The organism is Microbacterium sp. Leaf179 (genome assembly GCF_001423785.1).
In the GTDB taxonomy this organism is placed as follows: domain Bacteria; phylum Actinomycetota; class Actinomycetes; order Actinomycetales; family Microbacteriaceae; genus Microbacterium.
Genome location: NZ_LMPH01000003.1, coordinates 203,507 through 223,283, shown reverse-complemented (window position 1 = coordinate 223,283; position 19,777 = coordinate 203,507). Strand labels below are relative to the sequence as shown.

General features: G+C 70.3%; 18 protein-coding genes and 1 tRNA gene. 6 read left to right on the top strand and 13 right to left on the bottom strand.

The features are described from left to right. Positions 1-59: 59 nt before the first annotated feature. The 6 genes from ASF96_RS12540 to leuC form a co-directional block, all read right to left on the bottom strand. Positions 60-1,145 (bottom strand): D-alanine--D-alanine ligase family protein, encoded by a 1,086-nt coding sequence (locus tag ASF96_RS12540; RefSeq protein WP_055939800.1) that lies wholly within the window; start codon positions 1,143-1,145, stop codon positions 60-62. Then, positions 1,045-2,187, bottom strand: a complete 1,143-nt coding sequence (locus ASF96_RS12535) for an NAD(P)H-dependent glycerol-3-phosphate dehydrogenase (RefSeq protein ID WP_055939797.1) — start codon at positions 2,185-2,187, stop codon at positions 1,045-1,047. The genes ASF96_RS12540 and ASF96_RS12535 overlap by 101 nt, the downstream gene beginning before the upstream one ends. Continuing rightward, positions 2,177-2,917: a lysophospholipid acyltransferase family protein gene (locus ASF96_RS12530; RefSeq protein WP_082509674.1), complete on the bottom strand. Its 741-nt coding sequence runs from the start codon at positions 2,915-2,917 to the stop codon at positions 2,177-2,179. The genes ASF96_RS12535 and ASF96_RS12530 overlap by 11 nt, the downstream gene beginning before the upstream one ends. A gap of 5 nt (positions 2,918-2,922) precedes the next feature. Next, the gene (gene murA / locus ASF96_RS12525; RefSeq protein WP_055836587.1) at positions 2,923-4,296 is read right to left on the bottom strand and encodes a UDP-N-acetylglucosamine 1-carboxyvinyltransferase; all 1,374 of its coding nucleotides are present in this window, start codon (positions 4,294-4,296) and stop codon (positions 2,923-2,925) included. Between the two features lie 63 nt (positions 4,297-4,359). Next, positions 4,360-4,956, bottom strand: a complete 597-nt coding sequence (gene leuD, locus ASF96_RS12520) for a 3-isopropylmalate dehydratase small subunit (protein ID WP_055939793.1) — start codon at positions 4,954-4,956, stop codon at positions 4,360-4,362. 1 nt (position 4,957) lies between these two features. Next, positions 4,958-6,478, bottom strand: a complete 1,521-nt coding sequence (gene leuC / locus ASF96_RS12515; RefSeq protein WP_055939791.1) for a 3-isopropylmalate dehydratase large subunit — start codon at positions 6,476-6,478, stop codon at positions 4,958-4,960. A gap of 293 nt (positions 6,479-6,771) precedes the next feature. Here leuC and ASF96_RS12510 point away from each other — a divergent pair, with 293 nt between their 5' ends. Both ASF96_RS12510 and ASF96_RS12505 read left to right on the top strand, forming a co-directional pair. Continuing rightward, complete coding sequence (locus tag ASF96_RS12510; RefSeq protein WP_055939789.1) at positions 6,772-8,094, top strand: O-acetylhomoserine aminocarboxypropyltransferase/cysteine synthase family protein; 1,323 nt, start codon at positions 6,772-6,774, stop codon at positions 8,092-8,094. Further along, positions 8,091-9,404: an LLM class flavin-dependent oxidoreductase gene (locus ASF96_RS12505; RefSeq protein WP_055939787.1), complete on the top strand. Its 1,314-nt coding sequence runs from the start codon at positions 8,091-8,093 to the stop codon at positions 9,402-9,404. The genes ASF96_RS12510 and ASF96_RS12505 overlap by 4 nt, the downstream gene beginning before the upstream one ends. Positions 9,405-9,608: 204 nt before the next feature. Here ASF96_RS12505 and ASF96_RS12500 read toward each other — a convergent pair whose 3' ends face one another. Further along, positions 9,609-10,673 carry a TerC family protein gene (locus ASF96_RS12500; RefSeq protein ID WP_055939785.1) on the bottom strand — a complete coding sequence of 355 codons (1,065 nt, stop codon included), beginning with the start codon at positions 10,671-10,673 and terminating at the stop codon, positions 9,609-9,611. A 155-nt stretch (positions 10,674-10,828) separates the two neighbouring features. Between ASF96_RS12500 and ASF96_RS12495 the strand changes: the two genes are divergently transcribed. Both ASF96_RS12495 and ASF96_RS12490 read left to right on the top strand, forming a co-directional pair. Beyond that, positions 10,829-11,383, top strand: a complete 555-nt coding sequence (locus tag ASF96_RS12495) for an RNA polymerase sigma factor (RefSeq protein ID WP_055939783.1) — start codon at positions 10,829-10,831, stop codon at positions 11,381-11,383. Next, positions 11,380-12,462 (top strand): DUF4349 domain-containing protein, encoded by a 1,083-nt coding sequence (locus ASF96_RS12490; protein WP_055939781.1) that lies wholly within the window; start codon positions 11,380-11,382, stop codon positions 12,460-12,462. Before ASF96_RS12495 ends, ASF96_RS12490 begins: the two co-directional genes overlap by 4 nt. Before the next feature lie 99 nt (positions 12,463-12,561). Here ASF96_RS12490 and ASF96_RS12485 read toward each other — a convergent pair. Next, a tRNA-Glu gene (locus tag ASF96_RS12485) sits at positions 12,562-12,637 on the bottom strand. A gap of 186 nt (positions 12,638-12,823) precedes the next feature. Here ASF96_RS12485 and ASF96_RS12480 point away from each other — a divergent pair. Continuing rightward, on the top strand, positions 12,824-13,462 hold the full coding sequence (locus ASF96_RS12480) for an MBL fold metallo-hydrolase (protein WP_055939780.1): 639 nt from the start codon (positions 12,824-12,826) through the stop codon (positions 13,460-13,462). A 169-nt stretch (positions 13,463-13,631) separates the two neighbouring features. On the opposite strand, the gene ASF96_RS12475 is transcribed toward ASF96_RS12480, so the two are convergent. The 5 genes from ASF96_RS12475 to ASF96_RS12455 all read right to left on the bottom strand — a co-directional run bounded on the left by ASF96_RS12475 (position 13,632) and on the right by ASF96_RS12455 (position 18,949). After that, on the bottom strand, positions 13,632-13,901 hold the full coding sequence (locus ASF96_RS12475) for an HPr family phosphocarrier protein (protein ID WP_055836516.1): 270 nt from the start codon (positions 13,899-13,901) through the stop codon (positions 13,632-13,634). Positions 13,902-13,929: 28 nt separating this feature from the next. Next, entirely contained in the window at positions 13,930-15,999 is a 2,070-nt protein-coding gene (locus tag ASF96_RS12470) for a PTS fructose transporter subunit IIABC (protein WP_055836512.1), read from the bottom strand. Between the two features lie 19 nt (positions 16,000-16,018). Next, positions 16,019-16,984: a 1-phosphofructokinase family hexose kinase gene (locus ASF96_RS12465; RefSeq protein WP_055939778.1), complete on the bottom strand. Its 966-nt coding sequence runs from the start codon at positions 16,982-16,984 to the stop codon at positions 16,019-16,021. Beyond that, positions 16,981-17,763, bottom strand: a complete 783-nt coding sequence (locus ASF96_RS12460) for a DeoR/GlpR family DNA-binding transcription regulator (protein WP_055940032.1) — start codon at positions 17,761-17,763, stop codon at positions 16,981-16,983. Before ASF96_RS12460 ends, ASF96_RS12465 begins: the two co-directional genes overlap by 4 nt. 169 nt (positions 17,764-17,932) lie before the next feature. Beyond that, positions 17,933-18,949 (bottom strand): SDR family NAD(P)-dependent oxidoreductase, encoded by a 1,017-nt coding sequence (locus ASF96_RS12455; RefSeq protein WP_055939777.1) that lies wholly within the window; start codon positions 18,947-18,949, stop codon positions 17,933-17,935. Between the two features lie 102 nt (positions 18,950-19,051). On the opposite strand from ASF96_RS12455, the gene ASF96_RS12450 reads away from it, so the two are divergent. Continuing rightward, positions 19,052-19,732 (top strand): TetR/AcrR family transcriptional regulator C-terminal domain-containing protein, encoded by a 681-nt coding sequence (locus ASF96_RS12450; protein WP_055939775.1) that lies wholly within the window; start codon positions 19,052-19,054, stop codon positions 19,730-19,732. Positions 19,733-19,777: the final 45 nt, after the last annotated feature.

Here is a 19,777-nt window from a genome sequence, read left to right as displayed (position 1 = left end):
CGCACGCCGCCCGCGGCGCCCCTGTCGGCGACGCTCCGGCCGGCGCCCGTCGACGCGCGTCAGACCCGCTCGAGCGCAGCGTCGAGAAGGTCGCTGATGAGGTCGGGATAGGTCAGGCCCGAGGCGATCCAGCAGGTGGGGAACATCGAGATCGGGGTGAAGCCCGGCATCGTGTTCACCTCGTTCACGTAGAACTCGGTACCGGTGTAGAAGAAGTCGACGCGCGCGAGGCCCTGCCCGCCGATGGCCTCGAAGGCCTGGGCGGCGATGCGCTGCATCTCGGCGAGCTCGCCGTCGCCGAGCTCCGCGGGGCACACGAGATCGACGCCGGGGGCATCGAGGTACTTGGCCTCGAAGTCGTAGAACTCGCGCCCCGTGACCACGATCTCTCCGGCGACGCTCACGCGCACCGCTCCCCCGTCTCGCCCGGGCAGCACGCCGCACTCGAGCTCACGCCCGACGATGGTCTGCTCGACGAGCGCGAGGACGTCTTCGGCGAACGCGGTCTCGAGCGCCGCATCGAGGTCTTCCCAGCGCGACACCTTCGTGACGCCGACGCTCGAGCCGGCCTGGTTCGGCTTCACGAACACCGGAAGGTCGAGGGCCCGCATGCGGCGCTCCCACAGCGCCCGGTCGCGGGCGAGGTCGGCGCGCGTGACCGCTACCCACGGCACGACCGGGACGTTCGCCGAGCGCAGCACGCGCTTGGTGACGTTCTTGTTCATCCCGATCGCCGACATGAGCACCCCGGCGCCGGCGTAGGGGATGCCGAGCATCTCGAGAAGGCCCTGCACCGTTCCGTCTTCGCCGAAGCGGCCGTGGAGGATGGGCAGCACCACATCGACGTCGCCGAGGGAGCGGATGCCATCGGCATCCGTCACCGTCCACTCCCGCGAGAGCGTCGAGTCGGGCATCCGTACGCGGGTGCCGTTGTCGACCACCTGGGGCAGGGCCTCGGGGCGCAGGGCGAACTTGTCGGGATCGTCGTCTTCGAGCACGAAGGCGCCGTCGCGGGTGATCCCGACGGGGATCACCTCGAAGCGCTCACGGTCGATCGACCGCAGAACCCCGCCCGCCGTGGCGGAACTGATCGAATGCTCGCTGGAGCGCCCGCCGAAGAGCACCACCACCACCGGTTTGGTCATTCTGCGTCCTCTCGCCCTGCGGCTGATCGTCGTCTGTCGTGAGGTGCGGCGCGATGTCGCGCGGGTCCATGGTGCCGTCGAGCACCATCTTCACCTGCTGCACGATGGGCATGTCGACACCGACCTGCTTCGCCAGCTGCAGCACCGGGGCGACGGAGGCCAGCCCCTCGGCGGTCTGCTGCATCTGCGCGACCACCTCTTTGTAGCCGTATCCCTGACCGAGCAGGCGCCCCGCGGTGTTGTTCCGGCTGAGCGGCGACTGGCACGTCGCGATCAGATCGCCGAGCCCCGCGAGCCCCTGGAGTGTCTCGGGTTGCGCGCCCTGGGCGACCGCGAAGTCGGTCATCTCGACGAGACCGCGCGTGATGATCGACGCCTTCGTGTTCTCGCCGTAGCCGACGCCGTCGACGATGCCGATGGCGACGGCGATGAGGTTCTTCAGCACTCCGCCGAACTCGGTGCCGATGACGTCGGTGTTGACGAAGGAGCGGAAGTACCGGTTGCGCGCACGACGGGCCACCGCTTCGGCGGTCTCGGGGCTGAGCGAGCTGATGACCGCCGCGGTCGGTTGCTCGCGCGCGATCTCGAGGGCGAGGTTCGGGCCGGATGCCACCGCGATCCGCGCCGGGTCGCACTCGAGCACCTGTGCGATGACCTGGCTCATGCGCAGCCCGGTCGTCTTCTCGACGCCCTTCATGAGAGAGACGATGGGCACGTCGGTGTGCTGCACGAGCGGCTTGATGGCGGCGAGGTTCTCGCGCAGCGATTGGCTGGGAACCGAGAGATAGATCTGCTCGGCGCCGGTGAGCGCCTCGGCGAGGTCGGTGGTCGCCGTCATGGTGCGCGGCAGGTTGATCCCGGCGAGATAGCGGCTGTTGCGCTTCGATTCGGTGATCTCGGCCGCGAGCTCGGCGCGTCGGGCCCACATGACCACCGAGGCTCCCCCGTCGGCCAGGATCTTGCCGAAGGTGGTCCCCCAGCTCCCGGCGCCGACGACGGCGACCTTGGGGCCGGAGAGGGGTGGCGCATTCCTACGGCTCAAGGCGCCCCGTCTCGTTCTGCCCGTGCTGCGACGGGTTCCACCGCTCGGCGGGGGCGGGAAGACCCCGGATGCCGGAGAGCAGGGCCGTGATCCGATTCATCATCGCGTCGGTCGCGCGGGTGAGCGTCGCCGGGTGCGTCGGGGTTGCCCGGTACTCGCTCATGTCCATGGCCGGACCGAACTCCACGATGACGTGCGAACGCCGCGGGAAGCGCAGCTTGCCGTAGCGGGGCAGGATCTGCTGCACGCCCCACTGCGCCATCGGGATGAGCGGCAGGTCGGCGGCGAGGGCCAGGCGCACCGCGCCGGTCTTGCCTCGCATCGGCCACAGGTCGGGGTCGCGCGTGAGCGTGCCCTCGGCGTACACGATGACGCCGCGGCCGTCGCGCGCGATCTGCTCGGCGGCCTTCATCGACTGGTTCGCGCTGGTCGACGCGCGGGGCACGGGCACCATGCCCGTGGCCTTCAGCGCGGCGCCCAGCACGGGGACCTTGAAGAGGCTCTCTTTGGCCAGGAACCGCGGAGCCCGACCCAGCCGCCAGACGGCGACCGCGACGATCACGGGATCGAACTCGGAGTTGTGGTTGGGAGCGATCACGTACGCACCCTCACGAGGGAGGTTCTCGGCCCCGCGGATCTCGATCCGCGCGAACAGACCCGTGATCGGGACGATGATCGCCGCGAGCGGCCAGAAGGCGCTCGGGCGGCTCTTCTCGGAGGAAGCGGCCACGCCCGTCACCCCACGACGCGGAAGTCGGCGTCGAGAGCGGTGAGCTTCTCGAGGAACTTCTCGTAGCCGCGGCGGATGATGCCGATGTTGCGCACCGTCGACTCGCCCTCGGCCGCCAGCGCGGCGATGACGTAGCTGTAGCCGCCGCGCAGGTCGGGAACCTCGACGTCGGCCCCGTGCAGGGGCGTCGGGCCGTTGATGACGGCCGCCTGCTCGAGATCGCGACGCGGGACGCGCCGGTCGGCGCTCGACAGCCCCTTGGGGTGCACGACGATGTCGGCGCCCATCTTGTTGAGGGCCTCGGTGAAACCGAGTCGGTTCTCGTAGACGGTCTCGTGCACGGTGGAGGTTCCCGACGCCTGGGTGAGCGCCACGATGAGCGGCTGCTGCCAGTCGGTCATGAAGCCCGGGTGCACGTCGGTCTCGACCATGACGGGCTTGAGCGATTCGCCACGACGGAACAGGATGCCGTCCTCGCGGACGTCGAACCATCCGCCGGCCTTGCGGAAGACGTTGAGGAAGGTCAGCATGTCCTGCTGGCGGGCGCCCTTGGCGAAGATCTCGCCGTCGGTCGCCAGCGCCGCACACGCCCAGGACGCGGCTTCGTTGCGGTCGAAGATCGCGCGGTGGTCGTAGCCGTCGAGCTTGTCGACGCCCTCGATGAAGATGACGCGGTTGGGCTCGTACGAGATGATCGCGCCCATCTTCTGCAGCACCGCGATGAGATCCATGATCTCGGGCTCGATGGCGGCGTTGCGCAGCTCCGTCACGCCCTTGGCGCGGACCGCGGTGAGCAGCACCTGCTCGGTCGCCCCGACGCTCGGGTACGGCAGCGTGATGTTCGCTCCGTGCAGGCCGTTCGGGGCCGTGATGCGGATGCCCTCGTAGCTCTTGTCGACGACCGCACCGAAGGCGCGGAGCGCGTCCATGTGGAAGTTGATCGGACGGTCGCCGATGCGGCATCCACCGAGGTCGGGAATGAGCGCCTCGCCGAGAAGGTGCAGCAGCGGTCCGCAGAACAGGATCGGGATGCGCGAGGCGCCCGCGTGCGCGTCGATCTCTTCGAAGTGCGCGGCGACCGCGCCCGAGGGATCGAGGTGCAGCGTGCCCTCTTCGTCGCCCTCGGTCACGGTCACGCCGTGCACCTCGAGGAGCGAACGCACGACCTTCACGTCGCTGATCATGGGCACGTCGCGCAGCGTGCTGGTGGTGCCGCCGAGAAGGGCTGCGACCATCGCCTTGGTGACGAGGTTCTTGGCCCCCTTGACCTCGACGGTGCCGCGCAGCGGGCGACCGCCGCGGATCGTGAGGGTCTCGGCCGCTTCCCAGTCGGGCTGTCCGGGGTTCTGATCTGCGGAATCGGTGACGAGTGTGCTCATAGGGGGGTGGACCTCACTTCGTGGACGAGGGGCGGCGAATCGAACCGATCGGGTCGATCGGATTCAGCGGACCGGGAGGGTCCGTGGCCGCCATGCCTCGCGGCGCGCCTCGAACTGCGTGATCTTGTCTTCGTCACGCAGCGTGAGCCCGATGTCGTCGAGCCCTTCGAGAAGCCGCCACCTAGTGTAATCGTCGATCTCGAACGAGACCTGGAGGTCGCCGACCGTGGCGGTCTTGGCCTGCAGATCGACGGTCATCTCGATACCGGGCTGCGCCTCGATGGCGGCCCAGATGCGCTCGACCTCGTTCTCGGTGATCACGCCCGTGACCAGGCCCTGCTTGCCCGAGTTGCCGCGGAAGATGTCGGCGAACTTGGGGCTCAGCACCACCTTGAACCCGTAGTCGCGCAGCGCCCACACGGCGTGTTCGCGGCTCGAGCCGGTGCCGAAGTCGGGACCGGCGACGAGTACGGATGCCGAACGGTAGGCGTCCTGGTTGAGGAGGAACTCGGGATCCTGGCGCCAGTTGGCGAACAGGGCGTCTTCGAAGCCCGTCTTGGTGACGCGCTTGAGGTAGACCGCCGGGATGATCTGGTCGGTGTCGACGGCCGAGCGCTTCAGGGGCGCAGCGATACCGGTGTGCGTGGTGAACTTGTCCATGTCAGGCCTCCGCCCCGGTCGAAACGGTCTCATCGGTGCGGGCGGCACCGCCGGTGATCAGGGTGCCGTCGCTCGCGATCGCGTCGAGGTCGGCGGGGCTCGAGAGCGTGCCACGCACGGCGGTGGCCGCGGCGACGAGCGGCGACACCAGGTGCGTGCGGCCGCCCTTGCCCTGGCGTCCCTCGAAGTTGCGGTTCGAGGTCGAGGCGCAGCGCTCGCCCGGCGCCAGCTGGTCGGGGTTCATGCCGAGGCACATCGAGCACCCGGCGAAGCGCCACTCGGCGCCGAAGTCGATGAAGACCTTGTCGAGGCCCTCGGCCTCGGCCTCGAGGCGCACGCGCGCGGAGCCCGGCACGACCATCACGCGCACGTTCTCGGCCTTGGTGCGGCCCTGGATCACCGAGGCGAAGGCGCGCAGGTCTTCGATGCGGCTGTTGGTGCACGAGCCCATGAACACGGCATCCACGGGGATGTCCCTCATGGGGGTGCCCGCCGCCAGATCCATGTACTGCAGTGCCCGTTCGGCGGCCGCCCGCTCGTTCGGATCGGTGATGTCGGAGGGGGTCGGCACGACGTCCGACAGCGACACGCCCTGACCGGGGTTCGTGCCCCAGGTGACGAAGGGCTCGAGGTCGGCGGCGTCGAGGAAGACCTCGGCGTCGTACACCGCACCCTCGTCGCTCGGGAGCGTGCGCCAGTACGCGACAGCCTCGTCCCAGTCCGCGCCCTGCGGCGCGTGCGGCTTGTCCTTGACGTAGGCGAAGGTCGTCTCGTCGGGCGCGATCATGCCGGCGCGGGCACCGGCCTCGATCGACATGTTGCACATCGTCATGCGCCCCTCCATCGAGAGGGACCGGATCGCGCTGCCGCGGAACTCGAGCACGTAGCCCTGGCCGCCGTTGGCGCCGATCTTGGCGATGATCGCGAGGATGATGTCTTTCGCCGTGACGCCCGGGCGCAGGTCGCCCTCGACGGTGATGCCCATCGTCTTGAAGGGCTTGAGCGGAAGCGTCTGCGTGGCGAGCACGTGCTCGACCTCGCTCGTGCCGATGCCGAACGCCATCGCCCCGAACGCCCCGTGGGTGGAGGTGTGAGAGTCACCGCAGACGACGGTGACACCGGGCATGGTGAGGCCGAGCTGCGGGCCCACGACGTGCACGATGCCCTGCTCCTTGTCGCCCAGGGAGTGCAGGCGCACGCCGAACTCGGCCGCGTTGCGACGCAGCGTCTCGATCTGCGTGCGGCTGGTGAGGTCGGCGATCGGCTTGTCGATGTCGAGGGTGGGGGTGTTGTGGTCCTCGGTCGCGATCGTCAGATCGAGCCGGCGCACCGGCCGGCCCTCGGCGCGCAGGCCGTCGAAGGCCTGGGGGCTGGTGACCTCGTGCACGAGGTGCAGGTCGATGTAGATGAGGTCGGGCTGGCCGTTCTCGCCCTTGACGACGAGGTGGTCGTCCCAGACCTTCTCGGCCAGGGTGCGAGGACGATCCGGAATGCGGATGCCGTCGATCGATGCGCTGCTCATGGTTTGCGTTTCTCCTCGGGAGGGGTGTGAGGCCCGCGACGAACTCCGCGACGAGAAAGGCCTAGAACAAGGTCTCGTCGCGGCCGCTAAGGAGGAGGCCGGCGATCCGCACCTCGCCACGATACCACCGGCGACACCGGCACAGCCGTCGCCGCCGGCGTCGATCGCGAGGCCGTCGGCGGCGCGGGAGCGAGAACGCGCGGCGTCGACGACGTAACACGGCGCCGCACGTTTGGGCGCTCCCCGGCCCCGCGTGAAAGCCTGTCGACACGCCGCAGGAAGGAGCGTGCCGCATGGCCGCGAACGCAGAACCGGGATTCTCGACCCGACAGGTGCACGTGGGCGCCTCGACCGTGTCCGCGTCGCCGCGCGCGCTCCCGATCTACCTGACGGCCGGCTTCACGTTCGCCGATCTCGACGAGTCCGCCGAGCACTTCGGCACGGGCGCCGGCTTCGGCTACACCCGCACGGGCAACCCCACCGTCCAGGCGGTCGAGGAGCGTCTCGCCTCTCTCGAGGGCGGCGACCAGGCCGTGCTCGTCTCGAGCGGACAGGCCGCCGTCACCGTCGCCCTGCTCGCGCTCGCGGGCGCCGGCGATCACGTCGTCGTGTCGGAGCACATCTACGAGGGCACCCGCGGACTCCTGCTCGACAACCTCGCCCGCCTGGGGATCGAGACGACCTTCGTCGACGCCTCCGACCTCGACGCGTGGCGGGATGCCATCACCCCGCGCACGCGCGCCTTCTTCGCCGAGACGCTCTCCAACGCCCGCAACGACGTGCTCGACATCGCCGCGGTCTCGACGATCGGGCGGCAGCACGGCATCCCCCTCGTCGTGGACAGCACGTTCACCACCCCGTACCTCCTGCGGCCCCTCGAGCACGGCGCGGCCGTGGTCGTGCACTCGGCGAGCAAGTTCCTCGCCGGTCAGGGGGCCGTGCTCGGTGGCGTCATCGTCGACGACGGACGCTTCGACGCGGCGGCCTCGGGACACCGGTTCCCCCACCTCGTGCAGACCGACCGCCTGGGCGGGGCGAGCTACGCCGAGAAGCACGGCGGACGCGCGCGCGGGGCCTACATCCGCGAGAGCGTCGCCCCGCGGTTCGGTCCCTCGCCGTCGCCGCTCAACGCCTTCCTGATCGGCCAGGGCATCGAGACCCTCAGCCTGCGCGTCGAGCGGCAGTCGCAGAACGCCCTCGCCGTGGCGCGGTGGCTGGAGGAGCGCCCCGAGGTCGAGCGCGTCGACCACGTGGGCCTGGCATCGCACCCGCACCACGAGCTCGGTGCGCGCTACCTGCGGCGCGGCAGCGGCTCGGTGTTCACCGTGACCCTCCGCGGCGGTCTCGAAGCGGCCCGCCACGTCGTGCAATCGGTCGAGGTGATCACGCACATGACCCACCTGGGCGATGTGCGCTCGCTCGTGCTGCACCCGCAGAGCACCTCGCACGCCGCGCGCACGGTCGCCGAGCGCGAGCGCGCGGGGGTCTTCCCGGGCACGCTGCGCTTCTCGATCGGCATCGAAGACATCGACGACCTGCTCGCCGACCTCGCTCAGGCGCTCGACGGTCTCGCCGGGCTCTCGTCGGACGTCGAGCGAGAGGTGGTCGTGCTGTGAGCCGTCTGCAGCACTTCGGCTGGTTCCTCGCCCGCGGCTTCGGCCCCCATGGGTGGGGCCACCCCTACCTGCGGTGGAACCACCGGTGGACGGAGCCCGGGCTCTACCAGGACTCCGCCCGCACCCTGGAGCAGGCGGGTTTCGATCTGCTGATCATCGAAGACGCCCCCTCGCTGGGCAGTGCCGAGACCATCGACCTCCGCGTGCGCCACGCATTCGGCGGCCCCAAGCACGATCCGCTGCTGCTCGCCCCCTACCTCTTCGCCGCCACGCGGCACCTCGGCGTCGTGCCCACGGTCAACCCGGCGGCGTACCTGCCGTACACGGCCGCCCGGCAGTTCGCGACCCTTCAGCACCTCAGCGGGCACCGCCTCGGGCTGAACGTGGTGACCGACACCGGCAGCGCCCGGCACTTCTCCCCCGCCCCGCAGCTCGGACACGATGCGGCCTACGACCGCGCCGAGGAGTGGCTCAGCGGCATCCGGGACCTCTGGCGCAGCTGGGGTGAGGGCGCGCTCGTCGAGGACGAGGGCAGCGGCGTCTACGCCGACGGAACGAAACTGCATGCCACGCGCCACCGCGGCGAGCACTTCGGCTTCGACGGTCCGCTGAACGCCGTTCCCTTCACCGACGGCGAGCCGGCGATCGTGTCACCCGGCGGCTCCGGGCGGGGCCTGTCGTTCGCCGGGCACAACTCCGACGTGCAACTGGCGCTGGCACCCCTCGACGAGGCGAGCATCCGCGCCTACCGCGGACGCATCCACACCGCAGCGGAAGCCGCGGGGCGCTCGGCCGACGACATCAAGATCCTGTTCGCCATCCAGCCCGTGCTCGTGTCGTCGCCGGAAGAAGCCGACCGCCTGGTCGCGGCATCCGCCCACCCCGACGACGAGGCGCTGATCGCGATCGCCCGCAAGCAGTCGAGCGACCTCGAGACCGATCTGACGGCCCTCGATCTGGACCGCCCACTGGACCGGTCGATCTTCGGCGAGCACGTGTCGGAGGGCAGCATCCGGCGACTCGTCGGGAAGCACGACGACGACGCGCCGCTGCGCACACTGCTGGGCGCCCACGCACGCCTCGGACGACTGAACGACGGCAGCGGCTTCGTGGGGACGGCCGACGAGTTCGCCGACCGCATCGAAGAGCTCGGCACCTGGGGCAACGACGGCGTGCTGCTGTGGGGCGACCTGCACCCGGTCACCGTGCACCGCGTGCTCGACGACCTGGTCCCGATCCTGCGTCGGCGCGGCATTCTGCGCGAGGAGTACGTCGACGGCGGCCTGCACGCGAACCTCCGCGCGTTCTGAGCGCCCCGGAGCGACACCGTGTCCCACTTCGTGCAGGAAATCACTCATCCACCCGCACAAAGTGGAATACGCCACAGAGCGCCGCCCCAGCCTCGCGCGTGATGTCCCACTTGGTGCAGAAAGACCGGCGTTCACCTGCACGAAGTGGGACACGCCCGCCTCGGGGCTGACGCGTGTGCCCAGGAGAGCGTGCGAGGCGGAACGTCAGTCGCGCTCGGGGTGCTCCACCGTCGTCGGGGTGCCCTTCTCGTCGGCGACGTCGGCCGCGGCATCCTGTGCGCCGACGGCGGCGGGCTCGCGACGGGCGGCGATCAGGCTGGCGACGGTGGCGACCGCCATCGACACGATGATCACGGCGAGCGACACCCACGTCGAGATCTCCGGCGCCCATTCGATCGGCTCGCCGTTGTTGAGGAAGGGCAGCTCGTTGACGTGCATCGCGTGGAAGACGAGCTTCACGCCGATGAATGCCAGGATGAACGCGATCCCGTAGTGCAGGTACTTGAGGCGATCGAGCAGGTCGCCGAGCAGGAAGTAGAGCTGGCGCAGACCCATCAGCGCGAAGAGGTTCGCGGTGAAGACGATGAACGGGCTCTGGGTGATGCCGAAGATCGCCGGGATCGAGTCGATCGCGAACAGCAGATCGGTGACGCCGATCGCGACGAAGACGATGATCATCGGGGTGAACAGCTTCTTGCCGTCGACGCGCGTGACGATCTTCTTGCCGTCGTACGCGTCGCTCATCGGCAGGGCGCGGCGCAGCGTCCGCACGATGAGGTTCTCTTTCTGCGAGTCGCCGTCGTGATCGGAGCCGGGGAACGCCTGCCGGATCGCGGTGTAGACCAGGAAGGCGCCGAAGAGGTAGAAGATCGGGCTGAAGTTCTCGATGATCGTGGCGCCCACGAGGATGAACGCCCCGCGCAGGATGAGCGCGATGATGATGCCCACCATCAGCACCTCCTGCTGATAGCGCCGGGGCACGGCGAACTGCCCCATGATCAGCACGAACACGAAGAGGTTGTCGATCGACAGGCTGTACTCGGTCAGCCACCCCGCGACGAACTGCCCGGCGACCTCTCCCCCGGCGACGATCCACAGCACACCCGCGAAGATCAGGGCGAGCGTGACGTAGAACACGACCCACAGCGTCGATTCCTTCGCCGCGGGGATGTGCGGGCGCTTGAGGATGATGAGCAGGTCGGCGACCAGGATCAGCACCAGGACCACCAGGGTGACCGTCTGGAAGACGGGGTCGAGCTGCAGCTCCATGGCGGGGCCTTTCGTCGGGGAAACGCTCGATTCTATCCGGTGCCCGACCGCGGCTCCGCCCCTCGTCCCCACCGGATGCGAGACGATCACGCGCGGGCGGACACCTCTCAGTGAGAGAGTGCTCACGGGAATCGACCGGGAGCGGGACGGATGCCATGACCCACGACGTCATCGACGACAGGGCCCTCGTGGCGCGCGCCGCCGGCGGGTCGGAGGTCGCGTACCGCGAGCTGTACCGCGCGTACGCGCGTCCGGTGTACTGGATCGCCTTCGGCCTGGTGGGCGACGCGAGCGACGCGGAGGACGTCGTGCAAGAGACGTTCGTCGTCGCGTGGCGGAAGATCCCGTCGTTGCGGTTGGAGGGGGCATCGCTCCTCCCCTGGCTCGCGACGGTGTGTCGGCTGCAGGCGCAGAACCGCCTGCGCGCGCGTCGGCGCCACGGATCGCACGCGGCGCTCGACGACGAGATTCCCTCGGTGGTCGACGTCGAGGCGCAGGTCGTGGAGGCCCAGACGGTGGCGGCCATCCTCACGGCCGTCGACCGCCTGAGCGAGCTGGACCGCGAGGTCTTCCGCCTGTGCGCCGCGGAGGGGTACGGCTACGAGGCCGCCGCCGCGGAGCTCGGCGTATCCCACGGCACCGTGCGCAACCGCCTCTCCCGTATCCGCTCCCGGGTACGCGCCACCGCGATGGAGACCGAGACCCCATGACCAGCCCCACCCTGCCCTCGCTTCCCGCGGATCGCGTGGATGCCATCGAGAACGCCGTCTTCGCGCGCATCGGCCATGAGCGCGACCGCGTGCGCCGACGCCGTCGCGGTATCTGGACGGGGGTCGGCGCGGCCGCCGTCGTCGTGGTGATCGCGGCCGTGGTCGGCCCCACCCTGACCACCTCCCAGAGCTCCGGCGGGTCGGCGGCGGCCGGCTCCGGCGCGGCAGAGGGCGCCCCGTGGGCCGGCGAACGGTTCGACGCCGGAAGCGCCGACAGTGCGCCCGCAGCCCCGGGGCAGGAGGCGGCCGCGGGGTCGGGCGCAGCGGGAGACTCCTCGGTCGCACTCGACGCGGGCACTCGAGACGCGGGCACCCGGGACATCGTCGCGACCGGGTCGAGCACCGTGGAGGTCGACGATCTCACCGCGGCGATCGACACGATCTCGGCCACGGCGACGAGCGTCGGCGGATACGTCGAGTCGTCGCAGCTGGGCGGAGGCGCGATCGGCCTGCCGATCGACGGCTCCGCCGCGGTGTCGCCGACGTCGTCGGGCTGGATCACCGTGCGCGTACCCGCCGACACCCTCACCTCGGTGATGGACGGCCTCCGCGAGGTCGGCGAGGTCACGGCGACGAGCGTCACCCGCTCCGACGTGACCGAGCAAGCCGTCGACCTGCGTGCCCGAGTGTCGGCCGGAGAGGCCTCGGTGGCGCGCCTCACCGAACTTCTCGCCCAAGCGGCATCGGTGTCCGACCTCATCACCGCGGAGTCCGCACTCGCGGAGCGTCAGGCGCAACTCGACAGCGACCGGCAGGTGCTGCAGTCGGTCGAGTCGCAGGTGGCGATGTCGACGCTGAGCGTGCAACTGACCGAGCCCGCGGCATCCGTCACCGCCGACCCCGCCGGCTTCGGCGACGGGCTCATCGCCGGCTGGAACGGCCTCGTCGCGACGCTGAACGGCGTCGTCATCGGCCTGGGGTTCCTGCTGCCGTGGATCGCCGTCGCGGGAGTCGTCTTCGCCGTGGTCTGGGGGACGCGTCGCCTGGTGCGTCGGCGCCGCGCCGCGAGCGAGGACTGAGACGGGTTCAGGCCCGGAGCCGCGCGGGCGCGCCACCGAGGCGCAAGAAACCGAGACACGAAAAAGGCCCCGACCACATGGTCGGAGCCTTTTTCTCTGTGGTGACCCCAGCGGGATTCGAACCCGCGTTACCGCCGTGAGAGGGCAGCGTACTAGGCCGCTATACGATGGGGCCGCTTCGCAACCGTTCAAGTATGCACCACGAATTGCGCGCACGCAAAATCGGGGCCGGAACCACCGAATTCCCGGGCGTGTCCGGCCACGGTACCGCGAGAACGCGGCGGGCGGAAGAGCCGATAGCCCGACTTCGCCTCCCCCGCCAGCGGTTGCCGCCCGCGCGGTCGCGGAGTTCACTGGGAGCATGCGCCTCACGAAGCACGAACACGCCGCCCTGGTCCTCGTCGAGTCGGGACACACCCTCGTCGTCGACCCCGGGAGCTTCACCTCGCCGCTCGAAGACCTCGTCGGTCTCGTCGGCGTCGTGATCACCCACGAACACGCCGACCACTGGACGGCCGATCACCTCACGCGCCTGCAGAAGGCCCACCCCGGCGTTCCGATCTACGGTCCCGAGGGCGTGGTGCACGCGGCTGCGGGCTTCGACATCATCGCGGTGTCCCCCGGCGATCGCCTCGACGTGGGCCCCTTCCACCTGGAGTTCTTCGGCGGGACGCACGCGGTAATCCACGAGTCGATCCCGAACGTCGACAACGTCGGCGTGCTCGTCAACGACGCGCTGTACTACCCCGGCGATTCGTACGCCGTCCCGAAGCGCTCGAAGGTGCAGCTCCTGGCCGCGCCCGTCGGTGCCCCGTGGCTGAAGATCGGCGACGCCATCGACTTCGTCCTCGACGTCAAGCCCGACCGTGTGTTCGCCACCCATGACATGACCCTGTCGACGGCGGGCAAGCAGATGGGCGCCGCGCGCCTCACCTGGGCCGCTGAGCAGAACGGCGGATCGTTCGTCGATCTGCAGCCGGGCGACACTCTCGACGTCTGAGGCTCGGACCGGGCCACACTCCTGTACAATCCGCGCGCCCGCGCCCTTCGGCGTCCGACAGCCCGCACCGACCGGCGAAACTCAGGAGTTCGGCCCGCCACCCGTACGCGAAACACCGGATGCCACGAGCCCTGGGGCCCGTGGCATCCGGTGTTGTGAAGCGCGGTGCTTACTGCGCGTCGAGGTCGGTCTCGAGAAGAGCGACGAGCTCGTCGAGCGCCTGCTCGGCGCCGTCGCCCTCGGCCTTCAGGGTCACGACGGTGCCGTGACCGGCACCCAGGCCCATGAGCGAGAGGATGCTGCCGGCGTTGAGGTCGGCACCGCCCTCGGCTGCGATCGTGACGGGGATCTTCTTCTCCTGCACGGCCTGCACGAAGAGCTTCGCGGGACGGGCGTGGAGGCCCGAGGCGCTGGCGATGGTGGCCTGACGTTCTGCCATGGTGAATCCTCTCGATTCGACGGGGGTATTACGCGGCGACCGTGGCCGCGGGAGCGGTCTCGGCGACGGACGGGTCCTTCTGAGCGCCGATGCGCTTGAGCGCGACGACGATCAGCGCCGTCACGACCGTACCCAACGCGATTGCGAGCGCGAAACCCCAGAAGGGGTTGATCGCGAAGAACACGAACACGCCGCCGTGCGGGGCGAACGACTGCACGCCGATGATCATGCTGAGTCCACCGGTGATCGCACCGCCCACCATCGAGGCGGGGATGACGCGCAGCGGGTCGGCGGCGGCGAACGGAATCGCGCCCTCGGAGATGAACGAAGCACCCAGCAGCCACGCTGCGGCGCCGTTCTCACGCTCGACCGGCGTGAACCGGCCGCGGGCGAGCACGGTCGATGCCAGCGCCATCGCGAGCGGCGGCACCATGCCCGCGGCCATGACCGCGGCCATGATCAGGTACGGCGTGGTGTTGGACTGGGTGGCGGCGGCGAGGCCCGTGGTGGCGAAGACGTAGGCGACCTTGTTGACCGGGCCACCGAGGTCGAAGCACATCATGAGGCCGAGGATCACGCCCAGCACGATCGCGCCGGCACCGCTGCCCGCGAGGCCGGTGAGGCCCTCGGTGAGGGCGGCCATGAGCGAGGCGATCGGGCGTCCGAGGAAGAGGATCATCAGCCCCGAGGCGAAGATCGAGCCGAGGAAGGGCACGATTACCACCGGCATGAGGCCGCGCAGCCACCGCGGGGCGTCGAAGCGACCGAGCCACCAGGCGATGAAACCGGCGAGCAGACCACCGATGATGCCGCCGATGAAGCCGGCGTTCATGAGCACGGCGACGGCACCGGCGACGAAGCCCGGGGCGATGCCGGGGCGATCGGCGATCGCGTAGGCGATGAAGCCCGCGAGCACGGCCACGATGAAGCCCATCGAGGTCGACCCGATCATGAACGCGACCGAGCCGAGGTACTGGCCCAGCGGGCCGAACGACGACGTGATGCCTTCGGTCGGCAGATCCCACAGCGAGTTCTGGATGATGACGTTGGCCGCGTTCTGCGTGACCTGGTACCCGCCGAGAAGGAACCCGAGGGCGATCAGCAGACCGCCACCGGCGACGAACGGGATCATGTAGCTGACACCGGTCAGCAGCCACCGCTGGATGCGGCGGCCGACCGACTGCTGGGCGATGGGGGCCTCGGCGGCACCCGCACCGGCGGCACCGCCCTGCACGCGCGCGGCGTTCGGGTTGTCGCTGGCGGCGAGGGCCTCGGCGATGAGCTGCTTCGGCTGCTCGATACCGCGCTTGACGCCGGCGCGCACGACGGGCTTGCCCGCGAAGCGCTGGGGTTCGCGCACGTCGACGTCGACCGCGAAGATCACGGCGTCGGCGTCGTCGATGACGCTCTGCGGCAGGGCCTTGTAGCCGCTCGAGCCCTGCGGCTCCACGATCAGCTCGACGCCCTCGGTCTCGGCGCCGGCGGCGGTGAGCGCGTCGGCGGCCATGAAGGTGTGGGCGATGCCGGTGGCGCACGCGGTGACCGCCACGATCTTCTTCGTGCGGCCCGCGGCACGGGTCTCGGCACGCGTGGCGGCGGGGGCTGCCGCGGCGGCAGGTGCTGCGGCGGGGGCCGACGCGGCGGGGGCCGGGGTCACGGCATCCGTGATGATGCGCACGGCGTCGGCGGGCGTCTGCGCGGCGCGCAGGCCCGACATGAAGTCGTTGTTCATGAGGCTCCGCGCGAGCTGCGACAGCACCGCCAGGTGCGCCTCGTCGGCACCGGCGGGCGCGGCGATGAGGAACACGATGTCGGCGGGGCCGTCGGGGGCGCCGAAGTCGACCCCGGGCGTCAGACGCGCGAACGCGAGGGTCGGCTCGGTGACCGAGGCGCTGCGGGCGTGCGGAATTCCGATGCCGCCGGGCAGGCCGGTCTCGTCCTTCTGCTCACGGGCCCAGGCGTCGTCGAAGAGTTCCTGGGCGCTGGTCGCGCGACCCTGCGCGACGACGCGCTCGGCCAGGGCACGGATCACCGACTGCTTGTCGGTGCCCAGGGGCGCGTCGAGGGTGACGAGCTCCGCGGTGATGATGTCGGACATTGTCTGGTGACCTCCGTGGTCAGGATGTTGCGGTGTGGGTGGAGAAGTCGGAGACGGCGATCGTTCCCGCGGGCAGATCGGCCGGTGTCGGGGCCTGAGTCCCCGGCAGGGTCGCGGCGGCGGCGCCGTACGAGATGCTCCGCGCGAGACGGTCGGGAGCCGAGGCTCCCTCGAGGTCGGCCAGCAGGTAGCCGGCGAGCGAGCTGTCGCCCGCGCCGACCGTGCTGGCGACCTGGATTCGGGGGGCGCGACCGCGCCACGCGCCGTCGGCCGTGAACAGCAGGGCGCCGTCGGCCCCGAGGGTCACGAGGGCGGATGCCACCCGCTCGGGCACGAGCGTGCGTGCGCGTCGGGTCGCTTCGGTGAGCACATCGGCGTCGCCGGCGGCGTCTTCGCCGACGAGCTCGGCGAGCTCTTCGTGGTTGGGCTTGATGAGGTCGGGACGGGCGGTGGCGACCACCGCGGCCAGGGCCGGCCCCGAGGCGTCGACCGCCACGCGCGGAGCGGCGGCGCCCCAGCGCACGCGGACCGCGGTGATGAGATCGGCGTAGAACGAGGCCGGAACGCCCGGCGGCAGCGATCCGGCGAGCACGAGCCACGTGGCGCCCTCGGCCGCGGCGACGACGCCGGCGACCAGGGCCTCGGCTTCGGCGCCGGACAGCTCGGCACCCGGCAGGTTGAGCTTGGTGGTCTCGCCCGCCGGGTCGGTGATGGTGAGGTTGGCTCGGGCACGCCCCGCGACCTCGACCAGGTCGAGGGCGATGGCGGTGTCTTCGAGCAGCATCCGGTACGGGTCGTGCGCGTTGACGGGGACGACGGCGCGCGCGGGGGCTCCGGCCGCCGTGACCACGCGGGCGACGTTGACGCCCTTGCCGCCGGCGTCTTCGCGGGACGACAGCGCGCGCTGTACCTCACCGGGGGCGAGGGCGTCGGAGAGCACCACGGCGCGGTCGGCCGAGGGGTTGGCGGTCAGGGTGACGATCATGCGACACGCACCTCGACGTCGGCGTCGGCCAGGGCCTCCGCGAGCGAGGCGGGCGGGGCCGCGTCGGTGACGAGCACATCGATCTCGTCGAGTCGGGCGAAACGCACGAGCAGTTCCTCTCCGAACTTGGCCGCGTCGGCGACGAGCACGACGCGACGGGCCGACTGGATGATGGCGGTCTTGACGGCGGCCTCGTCGGGATCGGGCGTGCTGAGCCCGAAGCCGGCGCTCAGACCGTTCGTGCCGACGAAGGCGATATCGGGGCGCAGCTGGCCGATGGTGCGAACGGTGTGCGCACCGACGGCCGCGGCGGTCACCCCGCGTACCCGTCCGCCGATGGTGGTGAGCGAGAGACGCTCCTCGCCCGCGAGCAGGTGCGCCGCCTCGAGCGAGTGGGTGACGACCTCGACCCCGGAGCCGGCGTCGAGCGCGGCGGGGAGCATCGCGGCCACGGCGGCGGGCGTCGTTCCGCCGTCGAGGAAGATCGACCCGCGGAAGTCCGCTCCGAGAAGGCCGGCCGCCTCGGCGGCGATCGCGCGCTTGGCGTCACCGCGGCGCTCACGCCGCTCGGTGAGCGAGGACTCCGCCGTGCTGGCCCGGTCGATACCGACCGCCCCGCCGTGCACGCGGCGCAGAGATCCGGTGCCCTCGAGGCGGTCGAGGTCGCGACGCACGGTCTCGGTCGTCACGTCGAAGCGGCGGGCCAGGTCGATGACGCTGACGCGTCCGACCTCGCGCAGTTCGCGCTCGATGAGCTGCTGGCGCTCCATTGCGTACACGGGATCTCCTTCGAAGATTCCCACACGATACAACACGAAACAACACACAGCAATACTCCGCGGCATCCAGGTCCGTACCGACGCGAGGAACGTCGCGGGCCGCCCGAGCCGGATGTCGAGGAGGCGGGTCTGCGCGCTCCGCGGGCACCCGTCCCCTCGACACGGGCGACTACTGCACCGACCACCCGCCGTCGGAGGGCAGGATCGCCCCGTTGATGTTCACCGCGTCGTCGCTGAGCAGGAACGTGATGGACGCGGCGAGCTTCTCGGCGGTGGCGATCGTCGGGATCGCCTGCTGGAACGGCGCCAGGCGGGCGGATCCCGCCACAGAGGGGTGGGCGGACATCGGGATGCCGGTGGCGACGCCGCCCGGTGCGACCGCGTTGACGCGCAGCCCCTGCGGCCCGTACATGAACGCGACGCTCCGCGTCAGACCGATCACGCCGTGCTTGGACACCGTGTACGCGTTCCCGGAGGCGTTGCCTCGGAGCCCCGCCTCGGAAGTGACGTTCACGATCGCTCCGGACCCCGCTGCGAGCATGAGCGGAATGACGGCGCGTGACAGCTTGAAGCCCCCGGTGAGATTGATGCCGATCACTCGATCCCACATCTCGTCACTGGTTTCGTGCAGAGGCGAGAAGTCGTCGTTGATGCCGGCGACGTTCGCCAGGCCGTCGATGCGGTCCCCGGCGGCTGCGACGATCTCGTCGATGTCCTGCTGCCGCGTGATGTCTCCCGCGACGACGACCATCTCGGCACCCTCGGCGGCGGCCGCGGTCTCGGCGAGCCGGTCGCCGCTGATGTCGACCGCCACGACCCGACCACCCTCTCGCGCGATGCGCACGGCCGTCGCACGACCGATCCCGCCGGCGGCACCGGTGACGACGATCGTCTTCCCCGCGAATCGACCCGGCGTGATCTTCTCCACCCATCCCGCCGAGTCCCCCGACGGCGGAACGACCCCGTCGTTCGCGCGCAAGACCAGATCGTCGACCACGGATTGCGGCATCTTGCCCTGACTCATCGTCACGAGCTGCTGCAGCGGGAGTCCCCGGACGGGACCCAGCGCGTCATCGCCCACTCCGGACTCCCGAAGGAGTCCGCGGATCAGCGGGCCGCCGACGGGATGCTCCAACCATGAGCCGATGGTGCTGTCGGCGGTCACGTGTCCCGATGTCCCGGCCATTGCGTTCTCCTTCTGTTGAGGCGGCGTCCCCCAGTGAGACGACCATGCTCAGAGTATGTATTCACGCACGTGAATACAATCGTCGACGCCTAGGATGGACGGGTGACCGACGACGAGACGACCCCGGACGGGCCTCGGCGCGGGCGCGGCACCCGCGCCGGACTCACCGCGGCCCGGATCGTCGAGGCGGCGCGAGACCTGGACGCGGAGACGATCACCGTCAAGGCCGTCGCCGACCGACTCGGCGTCGACCGCGCGGCGGTGCATCATCACGTCAGCGACGTGGGCGCCCTTCGACAGGCTGTGGCCTTCGAGGCGTTCACCGGGAACTTCGGCACCCTTGCTCTTCCCCCGGATGCCGATTGGCGGCAAGCGTGTCGACTCCTGGCGCTGTCGATGCACGGTGCCGTGCTCGCCGCCAAGGGTCTCGGCGTGTACGTGCGCCTCACGGCTGCCAACGTCGCGCTCCTCGAGCCCGTCGATCGCACCCTGCGCATCATGACGGAGGCCGGTTTCGATGACGAGACCGCCGCCCGTAGTCTGGCGGCGCTCACCAGCATGGCCGGCGCTCTGGCGCGCGAGCAACTCATCGCGCAGCAGCCGTCGGGGCACCCGCAGGTTCCGGAACTGCGTCTCGCACTCGACGAGGCGGAGAGCGCACACCTCCCGGCCCTTCGACGCTTCGCTCGAGCCGACCTCGTCGATTTCGACGACACGCAGCTGCAGATGAGCATCGACCTTCTGCTCGAGGGAATGGCCGCGCGGCTCACGAACACCCGCTGAGGACCCCGCGGTGAGGCACGTACCCGGACGGAGTTTTCGCGCGTG

Excerpts from the sequence above, each read along its gene's own strand:
- murA (WP_055836587.1), bottom strand. The coding sequence starts at position 4,296 with ATGAGCACACTCGTCACCGATTCCGCAGATCAGAACCCCGGACAGCCC.
- ASF96_RS12500 (WP_055939785.1), bottom strand. The coding sequence starts at position 10,673 with ATGGAGCTGCAGCTCGACCCCGTCTTCCAGACGGTCACCCTGGTGGTC.
- leuD (WP_055939793.1), bottom strand. The coding sequence starts at position 4,956 with ATGGACAAGTTCACCACGCACACCGGTATCGCTGCGCCCCTGAAGCGC.
- ASF96_RS12480 (WP_055939780.1), top strand. The coding sequence starts at position 12,824 with ATGCGCCTCACGAAGCACGAACACGCCGCCCTGGTCCTCGTCGAGTCG.
- ASF96_RS12495 (WP_055939783.1), top strand. The coding sequence starts at position 10,829 with ATGACCCACGACGTCATCGACGACAGGGCCCTCGTGGCGCGCGCCGCC.
- ASF96_RS12490 (WP_055939781.1), top strand. The coding sequence starts at position 11,380 with ATGACCAGCCCCACCCTGCCCTCGCTTCCCGCGGATCGCGTGGATGCC.
- leuC (WP_055939791.1), bottom strand. The coding sequence starts at position 6,478 with ATGAGCAGCGCATCGATCGACGGCATCCGCATTCCGGATCGTCCTCGC.
- ASF96_RS12455 (WP_055939777.1), bottom strand. The coding sequence starts at position 18,949 with ATGGCCGGGACATCGGGACACGTGACCGCCGACAGCACCATCGGCTCA.
- ASF96_RS12475 (WP_055836516.1), bottom strand. The coding sequence starts at position 13,901 with ATGGCAGAACGTCAGGCCACCATCGCCAGCGCCTCGGGCCTCCACGCC.
- ASF96_RS12470 (WP_055836512.1), bottom strand. The coding sequence starts at position 15,999 with ATGTCCGACATCATCACCGCGGAGCTCGTCACCCTCGACGCGCCCCTG.
- ASF96_RS12510 (WP_055939789.1), top strand. The coding sequence starts at position 6,772 with ATGGCCGCGAACGCAGAACCGGGATTCTCGACCCGACAGGTGCACGTG.
- ASF96_RS12540 (WP_055939800.1), bottom strand. The coding sequence starts at position 1,145 with ATGACCAAACCGGTGGTGGTGGTGCTCTTCGGCGGGCGCTCCAGCGAG.
- ASF96_RS12465 (WP_055939778.1), bottom strand. The coding sequence starts at position 16,984 with ATGATCGTCACCCTGACCGCCAACCCCTCGGCCGACCGCGCCGTGGTG.